This window comes from Methanosarcina sp. 1.H.A.2.2 (assembly GCF_000979975.1).
Taxonomy (GTDB): Archaea; Halobacteriota; Methanosarcinia; order Methanosarcinales; family Methanosarcinaceae; genus Methanosarcina.
Genome location: NZ_JJQL01000037.1, coordinates 48,394 through 67,076, shown reverse-complemented (window position 1 = coordinate 67,076; position 18,683 = coordinate 48,394). Strand labels below are relative to the sequence as shown.

16 protein-coding genes and 1 tRNA gene are annotated in these 18,683 nt (G+C 42.2%); 8 read left to right on the top strand and 9 right to left on the bottom strand.

What is annotated here, in order from left to right:
• Positions 1-10: 10 nt before the first annotated feature.
• The 3 genes from EO93_RS05810 to EO93_RS05800 all read left to right on the top strand — a co-directional run bounded on the left by EO93_RS05810 (position 11) and on the right by EO93_RS05800 (position 2,712).
• Positions 11-1,177 (top strand): tRNA (guanine(10)-N(2))-dimethyltransferase, encoded by a 1,167-nt coding sequence (locus EO93_RS05810; protein ID WP_048161389.1) that lies wholly within the window; start codon positions 11-13, stop codon positions 1,175-1,177.
• Between the two features lie 123 nt (positions 1,178-1,300).
• Positions 1,301-1,972: a MarR family winged helix-turn-helix transcriptional regulator gene (locus tag EO93_RS05805; protein WP_048161387.1), complete on the top strand. Its 672-nt coding sequence runs from the start codon at positions 1,301-1,303 to the stop codon at positions 1,970-1,972.
• 44 nt (positions 1,973-2,016) lie between these two features.
• The gene (locus tag EO93_RS05800) at positions 2,017-2,712 is read left to right on the top strand and encodes a DUF2110 family protein (protein WP_048133101.1); all 696 of its coding nucleotides are present in this window, start codon (positions 2,017-2,019) and stop codon (positions 2,710-2,712) included.
• 166 nt (positions 2,713-2,878) lie between these two features.
• Here the strand turns inward: EO93_RS05800 and EO93_RS05795 are convergent, their stop codons facing one another.
• Positions 2,879-3,619, bottom strand: a complete 741-nt coding sequence (locus EO93_RS05795) for a V4R domain-containing protein (RefSeq protein WP_048133088.1) — start codon at positions 3,617-3,619, stop codon at positions 2,879-2,881.
• Positions 3,620-4,050: 431 nt separating this feature from the next.
• Here EO93_RS05795 and EO93_RS05790 point away from each other — a divergent pair, with 431 nt between their 5' ends.
• A complete protein-coding gene (locus EO93_RS05790; protein WP_048161386.1) occupies positions 4,051-4,809 on the top strand; it encodes a PspA/IM30 family protein in 759 nt (252 codons plus the stop codon).
• 2 nt (positions 4,810-4,811) lie between these two features.
• Entirely contained in the window at positions 4,812-5,090 is a 279-nt protein-coding gene (locus tag EO93_RS05785; RefSeq protein WP_048133084.1) for a hypothetical protein, read from the top strand.
• Between the two features lie 221 nt (positions 5,091-5,311).
• Here the strand turns inward: EO93_RS05785 and EO93_RS05780 are convergent, their stop codons facing one another.
• Both EO93_RS05780 and EO93_RS16480 read right to left on the bottom strand, forming a co-directional pair.
• Positions 5,312-5,752 (bottom strand): universal stress protein, encoded by a 441-nt coding sequence (locus EO93_RS05780; protein WP_048138969.1) that lies wholly within the window; start codon positions 5,750-5,752, stop codon positions 5,312-5,314.
• An 85-nt stretch (positions 5,753-5,837) separates the two neighbouring features.
• Positions 5,838-7,898 carry a histidine kinase dimerization/phosphoacceptor domain -containing protein gene (locus EO93_RS16480; protein WP_052735393.1) on the bottom strand — a complete coding sequence of 687 codons (2,061 nt, stop codon included), beginning with the start codon at positions 7,896-7,898 and terminating at the stop codon, positions 5,838-5,840.
• 467 nt (positions 7,899-8,365) lie between these two features.
• Here EO93_RS16480 and EO93_RS05770 point away from each other — a divergent pair, with 467 nt between their 5' ends.
• Positions 8,366-8,812: a hypothetical protein gene (locus tag EO93_RS05770; protein ID WP_048161384.1), complete on the top strand. Its 447-nt coding sequence runs from the start codon at positions 8,366-8,368 to the stop codon at positions 8,810-8,812.
• Positions 8,813-9,300: 488 nt separating this feature from the next.
• Here EO93_RS05770 and EO93_RS05760 read toward each other — a convergent pair whose 3' ends face one another.
• Complete coding sequence (locus EO93_RS05760) at positions 9,301-9,480, bottom strand: hypothetical protein (RefSeq protein WP_048133077.1); 180 nt, start codon at positions 9,478-9,480, stop codon at positions 9,301-9,303.
• A 479-nt stretch (positions 9,481-9,959) separates the two neighbouring features.
• On the opposite strand from EO93_RS05760, the gene thiI reads away from it, so the two are divergent.
• Together thiI and EO93_RS17295 are read left to right on the top strand one after the other, a co-directional pair.
• On the top strand, positions 9,960-11,198 hold the full coding sequence (gene thiI / locus EO93_RS05755; RefSeq protein ID WP_048133097.1) for a tRNA uracil 4-sulfurtransferase ThiI: 1,239 nt from the start codon (positions 9,960-9,962) through the stop codon (positions 11,196-11,198).
• Between the two features lie 549 nt (positions 11,199-11,747).
• Positions 11,748-11,897: a hypothetical protein gene (locus tag EO93_RS17295; RefSeq protein WP_156161132.1), complete on the top strand. Its 150-nt coding sequence runs from the start codon at positions 11,748-11,750 to the stop codon at positions 11,895-11,897.
• Positions 11,898-12,268: 371 nt separating this feature from the next.
• Here EO93_RS17295 and EO93_RS05745 read toward each other — a convergent pair whose 3' ends face one another.
• The 5 genes from EO93_RS05745 to EO93_RS05720 form a co-directional block, all read right to left on the bottom strand.
• The gene (locus EO93_RS05745; RefSeq protein WP_048161380.1) at positions 12,269-12,667 is read right to left on the bottom strand and encodes a response regulator; all 399 of its coding nucleotides are present in this window, start codon (positions 12,665-12,667) and stop codon (positions 12,269-12,271) included.
• A 427-nt stretch (positions 12,668-13,094) separates the two neighbouring features.
• Entirely contained in the window at positions 13,095-13,508 is a 414-nt protein-coding gene (locus EO93_RS05740) for a response regulator (protein WP_048133072.1), read from the bottom strand.
• Entirely contained in the window at positions 13,505-17,125 is a 3,621-nt protein-coding gene (locus EO93_RS16475) for a PAS domain-containing protein (protein WP_052735392.1), read from the bottom strand. The genes EO93_RS05740 and EO93_RS16475 overlap by 4 nt, the downstream gene beginning before the upstream one ends.
• Positions 17,126-18,178: 1,053 nt before the next feature.
• A tRNA-Ala gene (locus EO93_RS05725) sits at positions 18,179-18,250 on the bottom strand.
• A 66-nt stretch (positions 18,251-18,316) separates the two neighbouring features.
• The gene (locus EO93_RS05720) at positions 18,317-18,586 is read right to left on the bottom strand and encodes an elongation factor 1-beta (protein WP_048133070.1); all 270 of its coding nucleotides are present in this window, start codon (positions 18,584-18,586) and stop codon (positions 18,317-18,319) included.
• Between the last annotated feature and the right edge of the window lie 97 nt (positions 18,587-18,683).

Genomic DNA, 18,683 nt, shown 5'->3' with positions numbered 1-18,683 from the left:
GCAGCTTTAGATGATATGTAGAACTATAGTGGAAGGGACAACAAAAATTTCGGTTCCGGTCCCGCCTCCGGACGCAAATTTCCCTCCCTCGGCAGCGCCGGTGTTCTATAACCCGGAGATGGAATTGAACCGTGATATCAATGTTGCAGCAACTGCAGCATTTGTGGAGAGGCTTCTTTCGAGAAAAGACATACAGAGAGAGGAGATCCGCTACGTGGATGCTTTTTCAGCATCAGGAATCCGGGGGCTCAGGATCGCAAGGGAAGTCGGAATACATGCGACAATGAATGACTGGAGCCCTGAAGCCTTTGAACTGATAAAGGAAAATATAAAAATTAACGGGCTTGAGGAAAAAGTTCAGGCTACACGCAAGAACGCAAATGTTCTGCTTCATGAGCAGAAATTCCATATCGTGGATGTCGACCCTTTCGGAACTCCTGCGCCTTACCTTGATGCATCCGCAACTTCGGCGCAGAGCATGCTCTCGGTTACTGCAACAGATACTGCTCCTCTCTGTGGAGCCCACCTGAACTCTGGAATCAGAAAGTATGCAGCCGTACCCCTTAATACGGAATATCACAGCGAAATGGGCTTAAGGGTCCTGCTCGGAGCCTGTGCCAGAGAACTTGCAAAACACGAAAAAGGGATGTTGCCTCTGCTTTCCCATGTCACGCGCCATTATGTTCGTAGTTACATTGAAGTGCTTCCCGGGACTAAACAGGCTGATAGGACCCTGAAGTTTATGGGATTCAGTATTCATTGCCCTAAATGCGGGTTCAGAGAGTCTGTCCATGGGCTTGCCGTCCATATTGACCGGGAATGCCCTGTCTGCGGAGCACTGACAAAGATTGCAGGACCTTTGTGGCTTGGGCCCTTCAAAGAGCCGGAGTTCTGCGATGAAGTGCTTTCTGAGCTTGAAACGCGCCCTCTGAATACGAAAGATAAAGCAAAAAAAATAATTACATTCTGCAGGGACGAACTCGACATTCCCATGTTCTATGACCAGCACGTTATCTGCAAGGGGCTTGGGGCTTCTGCAACAGGTATCGAGATTCTGATAGAGGCCCTTAAAGCCAGCGGGTTTGAAGCCTCGAGGACTCATTTCAGTGGGACCTCTTTCAGAACAGATGCTCCCGTGGCTGAAATAAAGAAAATAATCCTGGCGCTTTCAAGATGAAGAGAATATTCCTTTGAAAACCAGAGGTCGAAAACTGTTCAATTATTATATAAACTATTAAAGAATAATAAAGGCCTGAGCTCAGACCCGGAAATAATCCGCTAAAAAACTCAATGTGATATCATGTCCGACGAAGACGCAGAAAAGTTGTTTTTGCAGGAAAAACCCACGCTTGCACTGCTATTTATAGGTTCGATGGGAAAAACCTATGCCTCGGTTATTTCAAAGGAAATAGACTCGACATTTGCCCATACTACGAGAATCCTTTCGAAGATGGAACATTCCGGACTTATAAGATTCACATTTGAAGGACGGATAAAGTTTGTCGAACTTACGGAGTACGGAAAGGAAGTAGAAACTGCCCTTAAAGAGTTCCGGAATATAATTGCAGAGGGATCTCCTTCAAGAGTAGAATGCCTGAAATCAGGAGAAGAGGGGCAAGAGGAAAAAGGCAGAGAAGGCGGAGAAACGACAGGAAAAGAGGTAGAAGAACGGGGAGAAGAAACCGAAAGTGAGAATGCAAAAGAGCTTGATCCTCTAAGTGTTGAAATCCTTGAAAAGGTCAGGAACCTTAATAATAAAATAGAGAGCATCCACAGGGAAGCAGTTGAGAATGGGCAAAGTAAGGAGATGGTTTCCAGAAAACTTGGTCCTTACAGCCGGGATATCAAAAAACTGCATAGCCAGATTGAGAAGGCGGAAACACCTGTTGACGAAATAGTAGATTCAGCTCTGGAAGAGACCGAAAGGCTCCTAGAATCTTACCTGAAGAGCTCAATACCGGAAAATACTTAATACGGCAGGCACAGGTAGAGAATGAATAAAGTGGCAGGATGAAAATGAAAAAAGTTGTAACCCTCCAGCATATTTATGGAAAAAACCGGGACAGAATGGCTGAACTCCTGAAAAGCCTGGTTGAGAATGAATTGAAAGACCTCGAGGTAAAGGTTGAGGTTTCTATTACCCCGGAAAACTGGGCAGAGTTTTCCCTTGAGGGTGAAGATGACGTGGTGTCAGCAAATATCCTGACATCCAGGTACGGAAGTCCTGTAAAAAAAGCTGAAATTGGAAAGGTGTACCTGGGTTTCCTTCAGGCTTTTCCGGAAGACGCTTTTGTGGTCAACATCGGTGTCCCTCTGCGCGTTGAAGCTGAGGAACTCAAAGCACTGGGCAGCGGAAAACCAAAACAGCTTGCATCGAGATTCGGGCTGGTCCCTCACCTGCCGGTTGAAGTTGAGGTATTTGAGGGGAACAAAAAAGCAAAAGCTCGCCTCACCAAAAAACAGCTTGACATCTGGTGGGGATGGAAAAAAGCAAGCACCGACAGAGTTGTCATTAATGGTGCTACCCGTTCGGAAATAAAAAATGCAATAAAAAGGACAGGGCACGGCAGGGACATTTACGAAATCGAGCGCCTGGGGCTGCTTGAACACGCAGTTGTGTGCCGTGAAAAAACTGACGGGCCCGGAATCGTGGCAGCAATAGGACCTCGCCTTAAATCCGAAATTGGAGTCGTAATAGGAGATTCCAGTTAACTTTCATTACCCTGCATCCGCCTGAAAGGAAAACCCAACCTGAATCCGAAAATTAGGTTTTCCAGTATATTTTTTGTGAGACAGTTTGCGTTAAAAGAATTGTTTCTTAAAAGGCGGATTTCCGGACAAAAATTATTCTGTAAAACTGTACGTATAATTAAATAATTTATATTGTAATCTCAAACAGACAGCGCGTGTGCCCGGTTCCATAACACTCGGTTTCCAGGACGCCGCACTCTTTTCCCAGTTTTTCTTTAAGGATTCCTTCAATGATGCCTTCTCTGAGGGCACAGAAGGGTTTCCCTATTGCCGGCATGGACCTGGCTTTGAAGTCATCTTCGACCTGAAGCACAGGAGAGCTCCCCCGGAGCACCGAGACCCGGCAGTCTCCGTGAATTTCCATAAAGCCTGCAATCTCATTAAACAGGTCTTCAGGATTACTTGATTTAAAATTAGCAGAGAGATGCTTGCCAATATCTATTCCAATCATCCTGACAACAGGGGCATTATCAAGCCCGTATGCTTCAAAACCAAATCGCATCACATGAAAAAGGGCTTCCATAAAGCGGAACCTGTCGTTTCCGCTTGCAGCAACTGTTTCCAGCAGGCTGCTGTAATGCCCGATAAATGGTTCCTGGGAGCAGCCCATGTAATGAGAGGTCAGGGAATAAATCTTCTTGCGTCGGTCTTCAGGGTCAGAATTTTCTTCAACAAGCTCGCATGACCTGAGATTATTAAGATGAACTGAAATGGTTGATTTGGCTTTTGCCGTATATTTTACGATTTCGTCAAACGATTTTGGCTCTTTCCTGAGTAAATTCAATATCTGGAGTTTAACAGGGCTGTCTACGGCTATGAGCCCGCGTTCGGTATAAAAAAATTCAGTTTTGGTCTCAGGTTTTGCCATAATATCTTTAGATAAGTTGTATTTTGAATATATAAAACGTTCGCGCGACTACGAATAATCAATCTGTATATATAAAAATGCCTGTATAAAAGAACCCGCCGAAAAAATACCCTGACGAACGGGAAGAGGAAGGCAAAGTAAAGTGAAATAAAGTAAAGTGCTAAAGTAAAGTGATAAAGTAAAGTGATAAAGTAAAGTGAAATAAAGTAACGTGCTAAAGTAAAGTGAAATAAAGTAACGTGCTAAAGTAAAGTGAAATAAAGTAAAGTACAGATAAACTAAAAATATAACTCCAGCCAAAAGACATAGGAAGAAAAGGGTACTGCGAAAAAAGTGCCAGGATTTTTCAAAAAACCATACTCCATAAAAATAAGGCAAAAAATGCCAGCCTGTTTACAGAACAATTTTTGATAAAGCAACGGGGAAACCACATGGGATTATTCGCAAGGATGGAAACAGTATTCAAGTCAAAGATGAACAAAGTGCTTAACAGAATGGAAGACCCTAGAGAAACGCTTGATTATTCCTATGAAAAACAGCTGGAACTGCTGCAGAACGTAAAGAGAGGCGTTGCAGAAGTGACAACCTCGAAAAAACGCCTTCAGCTCCAGCGGGCAAAACTGATTCAGAGTAATGAGAAGCTTGAGAAGCAGGCTCGGGAGGCGGTTGCTGCTGACCGTGAAGACCTTGCAAGGATGGCTCTTGAGAGAAAAGCAGCTCTCCAGCAGCAGGTCGATGGGATTGACAGGGAAATTGCGGAGCTCGAAAAACAGGAAGAAAAGCTCATTGCCTCGGAAAAGCGACTTTCTACAAAGGTCGAGATCTTCAGGACAAAAAAGGAATCCATTAAAGCTCAGTACTCGGCAGCTGAAGCCCAGGTGAAGATAAACGAGTCTGTCACCGGGATCAGCGAAGAGATGGCAGATGTGGGACTTGCACTTGAGAGGGCCGAAAATAAGACTGACGAAATGAAAGCCCGCGCCGAGGCAATTGACGAGCTTATGGAAGCCGGCGCACTCGAAGACCTTACAGGTGGCAGGGACGACATCGAGCGCGAACTTGCAAAAATCAGTACCCAGAGCAGTGTCGAATCCGAACTTGCAAAGCTTAAAGCCGAAGCTGGAAAGGGACCTGAAAAAGCGAAAACAGTGGGAGAAAGCAAAGGTCCGGAAGAAGGAAAGGAGGTCTGAATATGATAATCAGGATCATGGGAGAAGGCCAGTACCGGGCGCCTGAAGCCCTCTGCGATGAATTAAACCAGATCGATAACAAAATTGTAGCCCTTGTTGCGGAAGGAAATGCTGAGGAATTCAGAACAGAACTTGTGAAGCTGATTTCTGAGATTAAGGAGAAAGGGGAAGCACTTGGCGCGGAAGAAATCTTGGAATCCGACATCATTGTACCCCCGGAAGACCTGAGCTTTGAGGAAGCAAAAGCCATATTTACAGGGGCAGGGATTATTGAGGATTAAGGAGCTGTGATTCCCCTAAAAATGGATCAGGAGTCTCTGTTCAATCAGAAACTTCTAAAAAGTAGTTGACTGGATACCATGAGCAGTTTCCAGATAATGCTGGATGCTGCTCTGGAAAATTGGTAATCCGAACGGCAAAAAGTAACTGGCCTTTTTTCAGGCTGTATTACTTGACTATTACCTGACAATCACCTGACAATCACCTGACAATCATCTGACAATCACCTGACAATCATTACAGGGACTTTTGAGTGCCTGAGAACATTCTCTGCCACACTGCCGATAAGGAATCTCTGGACTCCTGTCAGGCCCTGTGTGCCCATTACTATCAGGTCAATATTACTCTCCTCTGCATATTCAAGGATTTTTTCAGCCGGAACACCTTTCAGATACATCGGTTCCACTTTAACTCCGGCTTCTTTTCCAAGGTTTTCTACATAGCCAGTTGCAACCCCTCCCTGATTTGCAAGATATTCTTCAAATGCCTCAGTCCAGCCCATAACTGTCCGTGCAGTTCCGGCGTGCTCGGTAGAAACAACATACAGAGCATATACTTCAGCCCCTGTTGCCCGCGCAATGTCTATTCCATAAGAAGCTGCTTTTTTGGCGTTTTCTGAACCATCCGTTGCAATCAGGATTTTTTTGAAAAGATTTCCACTCATTTAAGCTACCCCCTTTAATATTCTAATTAAAAATATGCAGGTATTACTATTAGAATTTCATCCTGAATGGAATAGTCCTGAAGTTTCAGGCCGTTTCCCTGATTCTTTCCCTAAATTTAAGCGTAAATTTCGTACCTTTTTCCCTTTCAAGGTCTATTCTCCCCTCTATCTGGTTCACAAGAGCATTTACAAGCTGCAAACCAAGGGTTTCCGTGTTTCTGAAATCGACATCTTCGGGAAAGCCCTTCCCGTTGTCTGCAAAGATAAGAGTAAATTGTTTATGCATATCCTTACCTTTATCAGGAATCTTCGGAATAGGGGTTTTACCTGAGATTTCCTTTTCGTTTACTGCTTCTCCGGTTCCTTCCCCGAAAAGTTCAACATTTATTTCCCCTCCTTTGCCCTGGGGAAAAGCATATTTGATGGCGTTAGTGAAAAGTTCGTTGATTATAATGCCCAGAGAAACTGCGGTGTCAACACCGAGAAAAACTTTTTCCACATTAAGGTTTACCCTGATAGCCGAACTCTCGGTACTGTATGAACGGAGGAGATCAGCTATTAATTTGTGGATATAAGACGAGAAATCAAGAATGTCAAGGTTTCCTGATTCATAAAGTTCTTCGTGTATAAGCGACATTGAAACAATTCGGCTTTCACTTTCCCTGAAAGCCTCAATTACTTTTCTATCACTGAATTTCTCGGCCTGCAGGTCCAGCAGAGAAGAAACTATTTGCAGGTTATTCTTGATCCTGTGGTTGATCTCTTTTTTCCGGAGCTGCTCGGCTCTTTCAAGGGCTTCTTCTGCAACCTTCCTTTCGGTAATGTCAATGACCACCCCCTGAAAATGAGTGGCGCGACCTTCTGCATCCCTCTGGATGAATGTCCTCTCATCGACCCAGCGCAATTCCCCTTCTTTTGTGCAGATCCGATATTCCATCTTGAAACCTTCGCAGTTGTCTTCTACGCAGCTGTCAAGCTGTTCCTGGACATTATTTAGATCCTCCTTATGGACAATATCGCCGTAAAGGATTCTTTCGGAGGTGAAGTCTTCAACCTCATACCCAAACTGTGAAACATTTTCAGACACGAAATCCGCAGGCCATTTTTCCTCGTTTCGCCATAAAAATACGACTGCCGGACTATTATTGATGACTGTCCAGAACACTTTCTGCACTTCGAGGGCTATTTTCAATGCCTCCTCACTTTCCCTGAACATACTGCAGATTCCCGGCATCATCCCGAACTCCTCTGATACTTCTGAAGCCTCTCCTTTTTTCTTTTTGTAGATCGCGGCAAGCTCCTTTGGAATTACTTCTTCCAGTTCATGCATCGAATACCCTGAAGTTTTTCGATCTTGAGAGTGGGCAGCTTTCCCGGAGAAAAGCTCACTGCGGTCCTGAAAAGTCTGGTTTACATCTCTAAAATAAGCAGGGTTCGGAACTTCTTCGAGTAATGATTCTAAAAAATGTATCCTGTCCTGTAGTTCTGCATCAATCCTTTTACACTTCTGGACTTTACGAACCAGAGACAGGACATACCTTAAAAAACGTACTTCTTCAGGGGCAAACTCATCCGGTCTGGTTCTGTAAAGCGTTACAACTATACCGGGTTTTCCCTGGATTCTTATAAAGACACTGATCCCGCCGGCAAGCTCATCTAACTTCTCAGGCTGTCCAATACATCCGATTTCCTGAATAGAAGGCTGATTTTCCGGAAGGTCAACGCCATCGTGAGAAAACTTGAAAATTCTGCAGAATTCGGCTTTGAGAGCAGAAACTACCATCTCTGCAGCCCGGTCCGCCAGGTTTTCAGAAAATGCGTCTTGCTGCTTTTCCTGCGTAAATAGTATTTTCTTTCTTGCTGTCATGGAGGCAAGATCCATTCCGTGGATATGTACACATTCGTTTTCCGCCGGGTTAAAAGTGAGTAAGTATTCTTTGTTATTCTCTTTTACTTCAATGTTTAAAGCTTCTTTCTTTCTGATCGTTTTCCGGAAGAAAGGGAGAATTTCCAACGGAAGTTTTTGTCCAGGTTCGATTTTCCATATTTCCAGTAAAGGAACTGATGCTTCGTTTGCGTAAAGTACAATTCCATCTTTTCCAGCTTTCATTATGGGATAAGGGTTTGTAGAGAGGAGATTACGCATCCATTGAAGCTCATTCCCTCCACTTTTCACTACAGTAATAACTATGCCAAACGCCCCCCGTTTGCTACCAAATTATATCTTATTATGCGTATATATTGATAGATCTGCATAAAAATGATCTCAGGTAAGAGATATTTATTAATAATGTGATAATTCAATTCCCTGAAAATGGACAAAATGTTTAATTTCATGATGAAAAAACAGGTTAAGATGCTGAGAATTTCTCTTTTCCCTGCAAATTGCCTACTTTTTAATGGCATAATGGAATAATTTTTATGGGCTGCATCTAATATTAAATGGAAATGAAAACTTGCAGGAGATAAAACTCTGATAAAAAACAAAAATTCGATTTGATTTTAAAGTTTCATCAAATTCAAAATTCTTATCGTTTAGAGTTTTTTATCTTTTAGAATTCTTAGGAAAGTTTTGATCGAAAATAAGGTTTTGATAAACTCAGGTGATAATTCTTGTCAAAAAAACAGGTAATTTGTATATTACTTCTCACAGTTGCCCTTCTCGCTTCAGGCTGTATGGGGGAAGACGGAACAAAACTGTCAATTTCGGGCAATGATACCGAAATAAATGTCAGCCTCCCCGAGCAATCCGAAGGCAACTGGTGCCCTGTAGGTTCTCAGGTCCAGGTTAAAAATCCCACCACCGGAAAAGCCCTTAATATGAAAATTACCGGCACCGAAGAGTTCGATAACAAAACCCTTTGCAAAGCCATGATAGAAACCGGAAGCGAAGAGAACACCACCAGATACGAGTACATGTGGTCACAGGACAAAAATACCACGATCTGGACAAAGTACGGCGAGGACGGAAATATCTCAATAAGATATATCTACACGGATGGTAAAAAGACAATCATTGATGGAGCGGGAAGAAAACTTGAGTTCGGGATAAAGGCATAAAGAAACGACATTATCCCCCTCTTCAATTTATACTTGCAAATAATTTCTTAAAAACTCCAGAGTATCCCATAACTATAAATATATATATATACATTGATATTAATGTATTTGGTTTATATGATAATTGTAAAAACTAGTAAAAACTAATAAAAACAGAACAAAATAAAATTGCAATAAATAAAAGTGGGTTGCCTGAATGTTGCCAGAAACGGCCGTTCTCTCTTTTTCCTCCGGTTCCTTCCAGATCCGCCTCTTGATATGGCAGGTAGCCGGATTGCTTTCCTGAAACTGCTGTTTCCTTGTTTGTTTCCGACACCCGCTTGAAACCAGTTCTCAGATTGCAAGAGGGTGGTGCGAATGTTGGCCAGAAGCCTTGCGAGCTCCCTTGTTTGTTTCGACACCGGTGCTGGGCGGCTAGAATGTTTACCAGAAACCCCTTGTGGACTTCCTTGTTGGTTTCTGACACCCATGCCTTCTTTCTCGGGGTTTCAGACTTCGAGGTCTGCCCCAAGGATTCTCGCTTCGACAGATCTTTCTTCAGCGCTCGGCTTTCCGATAGCGGTCCCGAGCAAAACGATCCAGCCCACAGGAAATAGTATCAGCAGAAGGCTATAAGCAGCTATCACTGTCACTATCGATTTTCCGGCAAGCTTTTTCAGAGTATCCATTGGTACTCCACCCCTGGCGTGGTTGTCTTTTTTTGTTTTTATCGTTTCGATAGGTGGGCAATTTTTACCCAGTCTTACCCAATGTCTTCGATATTGTGCGTAATACACAATAGCATACAATACTATAATAGTCCTGACTTATATAGATTTTCCAAAAATAATATTACTGTATGTATATTTTTTGTGCTGAGTAACAATGATATATCACCGGGGCAATTTTTCATGTTTTGTAATATTCTTTCATATATCTCCATGCAATTATTATCTTCCCCAAAAATTACTCTATTTAAAGTTTTCTGTCGGTCTCCTCTAAGTTGCCGCAATAGGTTCCTTTTTTCCTGAAAAAAAATTCTTTTTCCTGAAAACTTTAAACGCCATGTCGCCCTAACCGTTAAGTACACATGACAGGCAATTCTGATGAGATCGAAGCAAAAAATGCATCTGATATTGATATAAAGACTAAAAGAGACAGCGAGAACATGCCAGATACTTTTACTAATAGTATGGATAACCAGGACTCCGGTCCTTCTCGCCAGGGCTTCGAAAGCCAGGCAAATGTTGTTATAGTTAGATATGGGGAGCTTGCTCTTAAAAGCACAGGCGTTCGGAACTGGTATGAGAAAATTCTCATGAAGAACATTGCCGCAATGCTGGACTCAAGAAGCATTCCATATTCCCTGATACGGAGAGAATGGGGCAGGATATTTATTGAGACGACAGATCCGCGGGCAGCTGGAGCGGCAGCAGACGTTTTTGGGATTGTCTCAACTTCTTCTGCATTAATAACAGAACCAGACCTTGAGAGTGCAGCCAGGACCTGTGCTCTTCTTGGAACATGCCTCATTCGGGAAGGAGAATCTTTTGCTATCCGGGCTAGAAGAAGCGGAAACCATTCTTTCACTTCCGCGGATTTAGGGAGAAACTGCGGAGACGCTGTCTGGAACGCCCTTGAAAAAGAAGGAAAACATCCCAGGGTTGACCTGAGTTCTCCTGATAAGGAAATTTTTGTAGAGATGCGGCAGAATCTGGCTTATATTTACCTGGAGACGGTTAAAGGAGTTGGAGGACTTCCCCTCGGCACACAGGGCAGTATGGTAGTGCTGATGTCCGGAGGCATCGATTCCCCTGTCGCTGCATGGCTGATGATGAAGCGTGGTGTAATGATTATCCCTGTTTACTGCAATAACTCTCCTTATGCAGAGGATGCGGCAAAGGAACGTGCTTTTGACTGCATCCGCCAGCTACAGGCCTGGGCTCCAGGGCACCAGTTCACAACTTATGAGCTCCTCCACGGTCCAAATCTGGGGGCTTTTATCGAAACATGCGACCGAAAAAACACATGCCTCCTCTGCAAACGTATGATGTACAGAGAAGCCTACGAAGTTATGAAAAAAGAAGGCGCAAGTGGGATTATTACTGGCTCTTCCCTCGGACAGGTAGCCTCCCAGACTGCTGCCAACATGCATGCCGAAATCTACCAGCTTGCTATCCCGATTTATCACCCTTTAATTGCCTTTGACAAAAGCGAGATCGTGGATATTGCCCGCAGAATTGGAACTTATGATATATCTACAAGGTCAGCCGGAAGTTGTGCTGCAGTTCCGGAACATCCCGAAGTCAAGGCAAACTATGACCTCATAGTTCTTGAGGAAAAAAAGCTTGATATTGAGACTATGGTTGGCGATGCTTTGAAAGCCGCAAAGGTTCTTAAGCTCTAATTGGAACCATGGGCTTTTGAATAGAGAATTTTAGCATTGAGCATAGCTTTAATTCTCTATTATATTTTTAGTTCAGTTGACTTCTAAGTTATATCTATTTCTGTTTTATACTTTTTAAAGTATAAAAAACTGTAATGATTTATATAAGATCTCTTACGTTTAATATTCTGGGCGTTATACTTCTAATGGAGTTCATAATCCAACCTCCAGTTCAATCCACAGGTTCAATCCACAATCACAACTTTTATAATGCAGTTAACGCCCCCAATCCACAATCATAACTTTTATAATGCAGTTAAAGTCCCCAATCCATAATCACAACTTTTATAATGCAGTTAAAGCCCTTCTCTTTATCAGGCTGCTATTCAAACCACACATATCTATTTTTTATCAACAGATGTATGCATTTCTCTAAAATGAAATTATTTAAAAAATTATTTATTTCTACTCCTGCTAATCTATTCTATGAATGGCTTTTCTCGCTCAGACCCAAAAACTTCCCGAATACGAACAGTTTTACTTTTATTCACTATTACAAGTTTCCTGTTGATGACTGCCGGTTCACTGTATATCGATATGTACCCTGATAATCCCGGACCAGGCGAATTTCTTGTAAACACCGCAGGTCCTGTATTCTGGATCTTCTGCGGCATCTGGCTCTTTTTTAACGTAGTCACTATCCTGAACTCCAGACGCTAGAAAATCCCATTAGAATTTTTTAAGCAGGCTGCTCCAGGTAAGCTGGCGGGGGTACATTATATTGGGTTGGTTGAAAAGCGGTTTCCAGAGCAGGGAAAATGTTTCTTAGGTCAGGTGCAGGATTTATCTACAATACAAAGCAAAAAACCGAAAAATACCATTTTCAATTATTTTGACTATGTTGAATATATCAACTGACTTATCAGGGTCTGCCAGTGAGGTTTTTACTCTTTAATATAAAGTGGACTGCTTCCCCTTCCTCCTTTTATCTTTCCCCAAAGTTAAATGGATTTCTCTTACTTTTCTTCATTTGCCCTTCTCTTATTTTTCTTCATTTACCCTTCTCTTACTTTTCTTCATTTACCCTTCTCTTACTTTTCTTCATTTACCCTTCTCGACCTGTGTTTATGGAGAGCCATTTCTATATTGCTGAAAAGGTCCTCTTCTTTGAAGGGTTTTGAAATATACCCTGAAGGCTCTGTTAGTTTTGCCCTCTCAAGAGTTTTAATGTCAGTATAGGCTGTAAGGTAGATAACAGGTATTGAAAAGCGTGATTTGATAATCCTGGTTGCTTCAATCCCATCCATGTCTCCCTTCAACATAATATCCATCAAAACAAGATCAGGATTTGTAAGCTCTGTTTTTCTTATTGCCTCTTCCCCCGAAATAGCAGTCACAGGAACGGTATACCCCATGTTTTTTAACCTATTTCTAATGTTCAGAGCCACTATATTCTGATCTTCAACGATCAGAATCTTTGCTTTGTACATTATTTCCCCCCGTTTTTATCTTTTCATCTTCCGGGATATATTCTGATTTATTAACCAGTTGACCCCATGTTTTTATCGAGTTTGATATTTATCCCCATCGCGAATTATCTAAGGCTTATTCTTTTTCTCGCCTACTAAATACATACGACCTGTATTTCCGGAACAAATATCCGCGAAAAATTTTCATCCCATGCAGCGTTGGAGCAGCAAAACTCAGCTAAAATCTGTGTGGTATACCTTTTAAGAACTGTGGTATACCTTTTAAGAACTGTAGTATGCCTTTTAAGAACGGTAGTATGCCTTTTAATTACAGTAGCATACCATTTAAGAACGGTAGCATACCATTTAATAAAATTTCTTCTATTTTTGAGAACCATGTATCCGTTTTAACCGGATACAGGCTTTATTTAAGGTGTATTGAAGAGTTTTATTCGTCATTACTGGAACTCTCAATCTCTTTTTTTTCGGCTCTGTGTTTATGGAGCGCCATCTCAATATTGCTATGCAGGTCCTCTTCTTTGAAAGGCTTAGAAATATATCCTGCCGGTTCTGTCATTTTAGCCCTTTCAAGGGTTTCATCGTCAGTATAAGCTGTCAAATATAGTACAGGAATTCTAAGGCGGGTTTTTATTTCACGGGCAGCTTCAATTCCATCCATGTCTCCTTTCAACATGATATCCATCAAAACAAGATCCGCACTCGTCAGCTCTGCTTTTCTTATTGCTTCCTCTCCTGTGGATGCAGTACCGGGTACCGTATAACCCAGATTTTTGAGTTTATTTCTGATGTTTAGAGCGACGATGTTCTGGTCTTCAACAACCAGAATTTTTGCCTTTTTCATTGTATCTCCCCTTTGATACTGGATACTTTTTCAGATGACTGGCAGGTCTCCTTAAACCAGATTTTGAACTTAGTCCCCGAACATATTTCAAGTTCAATCGTGCCCTCCAGTTGCTCGACAAGTATATTTACCAGTTGGAGACCCAGAGAGCTCGTGTTCCTGAAATCAATATTTTCCGGAAAACCCAACCCATTGTCCGAAACTACCAGTGTGTACTGGATATTTTTATCAACTGAACTCTTATCATCAATATTATTAATGATCTTACTTATACTTTTATTCTCACTATTTTCTTCTGTTCTGCAGAGTTTGATGCAAACTTCACCTTTCCTGCCTGATGGAAAAGCGTGTTTCAGAGAATTGGATACAAGCTCATTTATAATTATCCCGAGAGGAATTGCAGTATCCATTCCCAGGAAAGTCTCTTCTATATCGAGATGCATATTGACATCCCCTTTTCTGACTGTGTATGAGTGGAACAGGTCCGCTGTCAGTTTCTGAAGATAAGCTGAAAAATCCAGGCTCTCGTTATTTTTTGACCTGTACAGTTCCTCATGAATTATTGCCATTGTAGCAACCCGGTTCTGACTCTCACGGAAAGCTTCGAGAACTTCTATATCGTTAAACTTCTCTGCCTGAAGTTCAAGGAGGCTTGAGATTACCTGCAGGTTGTTCTTTATCCTGTGATGTATTTCCTTTTTACGGATTTCTTCCATTTTTGCAAGAGATTCTTCAGCTTCTTTTTGTTTGCTAATATCATAGGCTGTACCCTGTAGAATTCTCTTTTTGCCCGTGGGATCGGAAACATTCTGGATAATCTCACGGATCCACCTTAGCTTTCCATCCCTGTGCTTTATCCGATACTCGTGCTCTATAAGGAGTAAGGGGTCGTTTACCAATCTCTCCCTATTCTCAAAAAGCTTTTCTCTGTCTTCGGGATGAACAATCCGGTACCAGTCAGCTTTTCCAAAGATGAAGTCCCCTCTTCTGTATCCTGTAGTTTCTTCTATATTGCCGTCTACGAGAATCGGGGTGAAGTCAAGTCCCATCTGGAAAGCAATTCCTCTGAAGTTTTTCATGAAGGACCTGTAGCGCGCTTCGCTTTCTTTCAGTTTTTCTGAAGCCAGTTTAATACCTGTTATATCTTTCATTACACCGAAAGCTTTTCGAATGCTCCCATTTTCATCTCTCAGATAGACTCCGCTGTCTTCCACATGGATGTAGCTCCCATCCTTCTTCCTGAACCTGTACTCAATACGGAACTTATTTTCTTTTTCTTGAAATGTCCTGAGTTCACCAAGTGTTTTTTCCCTATCTTCAGGATGAATATGGTTTGCCCACGAAACATTGTCAAATTTGTTAAATTCTTCTACCGTATATCCCGTGACATCCAGGATAGCTCCTGCCCACTTGATAATTTTCTCCTCGTGGTCATGTTCAAACACTATCTGCCCGGTCTGTTCGGCAGCTATTCTGAACCTTTCTTCACTTTCCAGGAGTTTTTCCTGGGCAGATCTCTTTTCTGTGACGTCTTTTATCACTCCGGCTGCCATATACACACAGCCTCTTTCATCTTTCAGGTAAACTCCCTCATCCTCTACATAGAGGTAACTCCCATCCTTTCTCCTGAGCCTGTAGTTCTGATGGAAATCCCCCTCATGCTGCAGGCAATGTTCGTGGGCAGACCTTATTCTCTGGAAATCTTCCGGGTGAATAAGGTTCATCCACTCATTAACCCCAACTTTCTGGAACTCCTCATAACTATACCCTGTGATCTGAGGAATTGCCCCCGCCCAGTCAATTTTGCCGTCCGTGTAATTATCGTAATATAAAAGCATTTTAGTTTTTTCTGCAATCAAACGGTAGCGGCTCTCGCTTTTTGCCAGTTCCTCATGGGCAAGTTTTCTATCAGTGATATCTTTTATTACCCCGAGAACCCTGCATATACCTAAGTTATCGGCTTTCAGGTAAACGCCGCTGTCTTCAATGCAGATGTAGCTTCCATCTTTTCTTCTGAACCTGTACTCTTCAGAGTATTTTCCCCCATTTTTTATGCACTCTTCGTGGGCTTTTACCGCTTTTTCGCGGTCTTCAGGATGGACGTGCTGAGCCCATACTTCGGGAGTGAAGCCCTGAAACTCTTCAAAGCTATATCCTGTAAGTTCTTCAATTGCTCCTGCCCAGGAACTGTGATCGTATTTTACATTATAATCATAAACGAGTTGCCCTGTCTGTTCGGCTGTTATGCGGAACCTTTCCTCGCTTCTTTCAAGGATTTCCCGGGCAAGTTTTCTTTCTGTAATATCTTTTATCACTCCGACAATCCGGTAAACCTGGGAAAGGTCTTCCTGAAGGTACACGCCGCTGTCTTCTGCATGGAAGTAGCTTCCGTCTTTCCTTCTGAACCTGTATTCTCCAAGGTATTTCCCCCCGTTTTTCATACACTTTTCATGTATTTCCCATGCCTTTTGTCGGTCTTCCGGATGGACGTGTTCTATCCAGCTTTCCAGGTCTACTTGCCTGAACTCTTCAGGGCTGTAGCCTGTAAGTTGTGGGATTGCTCCCGCCCAGTCAATTTGTTTTGATTCCACCTCATAATCATAAACTAGCTGCCCTGTCTGCTCAGCAGCAATCCTGTATCTCTCCTCACTTTTCCTTAAAAATTTTTCAGCTTCTTTGCGCGGGGTAATATCCAGCATTACGCCCACGATTCCGGCAATCTCTCCGGAACTGTCCTCGTAAGTAGCTTTATGGAACAGGAAGTCTCTGCTCACACCGTCAGCGCAGATAACCCTGGTCTCGTAGTAATGGCTTCCCCCATTATCCAGAAGTTCCCTGTCATTTTTGTAATAGATCTCAGCCAGCTCTTTTGGAACTCTCTTCTGAAACTCAGAGAATGATCCCCCTATGACCATCTCCTTTGGAAGCCCCATGATTTGCCTGGCTAAACTCTCGTTACAGTTTACATAATTCTCATTCAGATCCCTCTGGAATACAGGGCTTGGAATGCTGTCAAGAAGTGTCTCAAGAAACTGGAGATTGTTCCGAAGGGTTTTTTCAATCTTCTTTCTCTCGGTTACTTCCTGTGCAAGTTTTTCGTTTGCTTCTATATACTCAAGGGTCCTTAGCTCAACAAGTTTTTCCAGTCTCTCATGCTGGGATCTGATTTTCTCTTCAGCCCGTACCCTGTAACTTATGTCAAACCCATAGATGTCTGTGTACCCATCTTCCGAATGAGGATAAAGCTTTAGAGCATACGTAGCATTCTCTATATTGATTTCAAGGTTCTCAGGCTTTTTCTGTGAAAGAATCCTTCTTATACCGTGCCTCAGTGATTGAGGAAGCTCTTCTCCTTTTTTTATACCCCAGTGCTCAAGAAGAATGCAGGCTGCTCTATTGGCATAAAGAACCTTTCCATTCTTTTTTATCCTGAGGACAGGGTTAGGGTTCTCCGAAGGAAAGTGCTCTATTATTTTTTCGTGCAGCTCTATTGAGTTTTCAGGTTCTAATTCCCCAGCCTCTTCTTTTTTCTCGGGAAAGCTGTTACTTTTAATAACTTCCAGTCCCCCATTTTTCACTTTTTGCCTTAGTCTCTTAGATCTCAGAGCGAGAATCATATTTTCGCTTAAAAACAGGGTTAAAAATAGCCTTTTGCAGATCTTCCCATTTTTCCGCTATTTGAACCCTTCAATCCGACGTATCGGGGTTTTATTGTAAAAATATATACGCTGGTCTGTTAGGTATCCATTATTTAAAAAGTATATGATGTGTCCCCGGATTTTGTAAAGTTTAGATCCGGATATTATTAAACCGGATGTTCTTCAGATATCGTTTTTCCGGAAAAAACGTCAATGAGCTTTTCTGAGAATAATTAATTTTCCGTATGTTACTTCTTCTGCCGGAGGATGAGCATCAAGAAAGCAAAAGCACAGAAAATAGGATGAAGAGAAATAGAGGCGTAAAATACCATATAAATAGAGGCGTTTAACTGAAAACGTCTCCTTTTAAAATTAATCTTTTATTTTATAGTCGGCCAGGGGAGCTTCAATTTTCCCTGGCCAACGGAGGGGGTTATTCTAGCGTGGGATTACCCAACGAATATTTAAAAAGAGTTATTTGTATTTAATTCTTTGCATTTTTTATACTGTATGATGCTGAATCTCTACCATTTTCGGTATCTTGAAGGGTCAACTTTTCTTTAGTATCTAATAACTATTTAAGCGATTTATTAAAAAAATTAATAATGTATTCTGGTCATTTAATTATCATTTTTATCTATTTGAGCTCAACAGCCAGTATCAAATAGTCTGAGATTCTGCCTGCTGAAGACAATATAAGTAATCACCGCACATGGCTGCAGCCTGCCTGCCAGCCAGATAAAAAACAACACGTAAACAGCTGCTATTAAGGGAGCTCTACTACTATGAAGAAATACCCAACATGGGATGAAAAATACTTCTCTTACCTCGGAAACCTCTTTTTAATATACAGGTCACGGGAAGCCACCGCTAACTTGCCTAGTAGTTTGTAGAAAACGAAGAAAAAGTAGAAGGAGGGACGAATATACTTGAAAAAGGCTATTTTTGAGGTAGAGTAATTCTGCCCTGTTCATCCTTAAGTTTTTTCTGCTAAGTTACTTACAGGTTTTTTCTATCGATTTACTTTCTTAGTGGACTCGGCGGGATTTGAACCCGCGGCCTTTACGTTGCGAACGTAACGATCTACCCCTGATCTACGAGCCCTTTTACGAAAAAGAGAATAGTGAAAAAAGATTTTCCGAACACAGGTGTCCGGTTCTTTTTTCCTTCTCAGATACGGTAGAGTTCCAGAATCTGGACGTTCTCGACACCAGAAACTTTTACAAAGGCTTCTTCTACGGCTTCGGTTCCGCCTTCTTCGTCGTTAACGATCAGCGTAAGAATCAGGGCCTTTAATCCAAAGGCTATTGGCTCTTCAGCTATGTCCCCGTGAAGATCGGCTCCTGCCGGAATTGCGGTTTTGAGCTTCTCTTTCAGCTCTACAAGGTCGGTGTCAATGCTTTCTGGCATGATTTTCATTTTTGCTGCAACTTCGCCCATTTCAATCCCTCTTGTAATTTTATTCAGATGATTCTATTGACCAATTTCAAGCTGCTTTTACAATGCGCTTCTGGTTCTTTTGGCACTCTGCCCAAAA

Excerpts from the sequence above, each read along its gene's own strand:
- EO93_RS05740 (WP_048133072.1), bottom strand. The coding sequence starts at position 13,508 with ATGAAAAAGGCAAAAATTCTGGTTGTTGAAGACCAGAACATCGTCGCT.
- EO93_RS05800 (WP_048133101.1), top strand. The coding sequence starts at position 2,017 with ATGAAAAAAGTTGTAACCCTCCAGCATATTTATGGAAAAAACCGGGAC.
- thiI (WP_048133097.1), top strand. The coding sequence starts at position 9,960 with ATGCCAGATACTTTTACTAATAGTATGGATAACCAGGACTCCGGTCCT.
- EO93_RS05785 (WP_048133084.1), top strand. The coding sequence starts at position 4,812 with ATGATAATCAGGATCATGGGAGAAGGCCAGTACCGGGCGCCTGAAGCC.
- EO93_RS05745 (WP_048161380.1), bottom strand. The coding sequence starts at position 12,667 with ATGTACAAAGCAAAGATTCTGATCGTTGAAGATCAGAATATAGTGGCT.
- EO93_RS05780 (WP_048138969.1), bottom strand. The coding sequence starts at position 5,752 with ATGAGTGGAAATCTTTTCAAAAAAATCCTGATTGCAACGGATGGTTCA.
- EO93_RS05720 (WP_048133070.1), bottom strand. The coding sequence starts at position 18,586 with ATGGGCGAAGTTGCAGCAAAAATGAAAATCATGCCAGAAAGCATTGAC.
- EO93_RS05805 (WP_048161387.1), top strand. The coding sequence starts at position 1,301 with ATGTCCGACGAAGACGCAGAAAAGTTGTTTTTGCAGGAAAAACCCACG.
- EO93_RS16480 (WP_052735393.1), bottom strand. The coding sequence starts at position 7,898 with ATGCGTAATCTCCTCTCTACAAACCCTTATCCCATAATGAAAGCTGGA.
- EO93_RS17295 (WP_156161132.1), top strand. The coding sequence starts at position 11,748 with ATGACTGCCGGTTCACTGTATATCGATATGTACCCTGATAATCCCGGA.
- EO93_RS05790 (WP_048161386.1), top strand. The coding sequence starts at position 4,051 with ATGGGATTATTCGCAAGGATGGAAACAGTATTCAAGTCAAAGATGAAC.
- EO93_RS05760 (WP_048133077.1), bottom strand. The coding sequence starts at position 9,480 with ATGGATACTCTGAAAAAGCTTGCCGGAAAATCGATAGTGACAGTGATA.
- EO93_RS05810 (WP_048161389.1), top strand. The coding sequence starts at position 11 with ATGATATGTAGAACTATAGTGGAAGGGACAACAAAAATTTCGGTTCCG.
- EO93_RS05795 (WP_048133088.1), bottom strand. The coding sequence starts at position 3,619 with ATGGCAAAACCTGAGACCAAAACTGAATTTTTTTATACCGAACGCGGG.
- EO93_RS16475 (WP_052735392.1), bottom strand. The coding sequence starts at position 17,125 with ATGATTCTCGCTCTGAGATCTAAGAGACTAAGGCAAAAAGTGAAAAAT.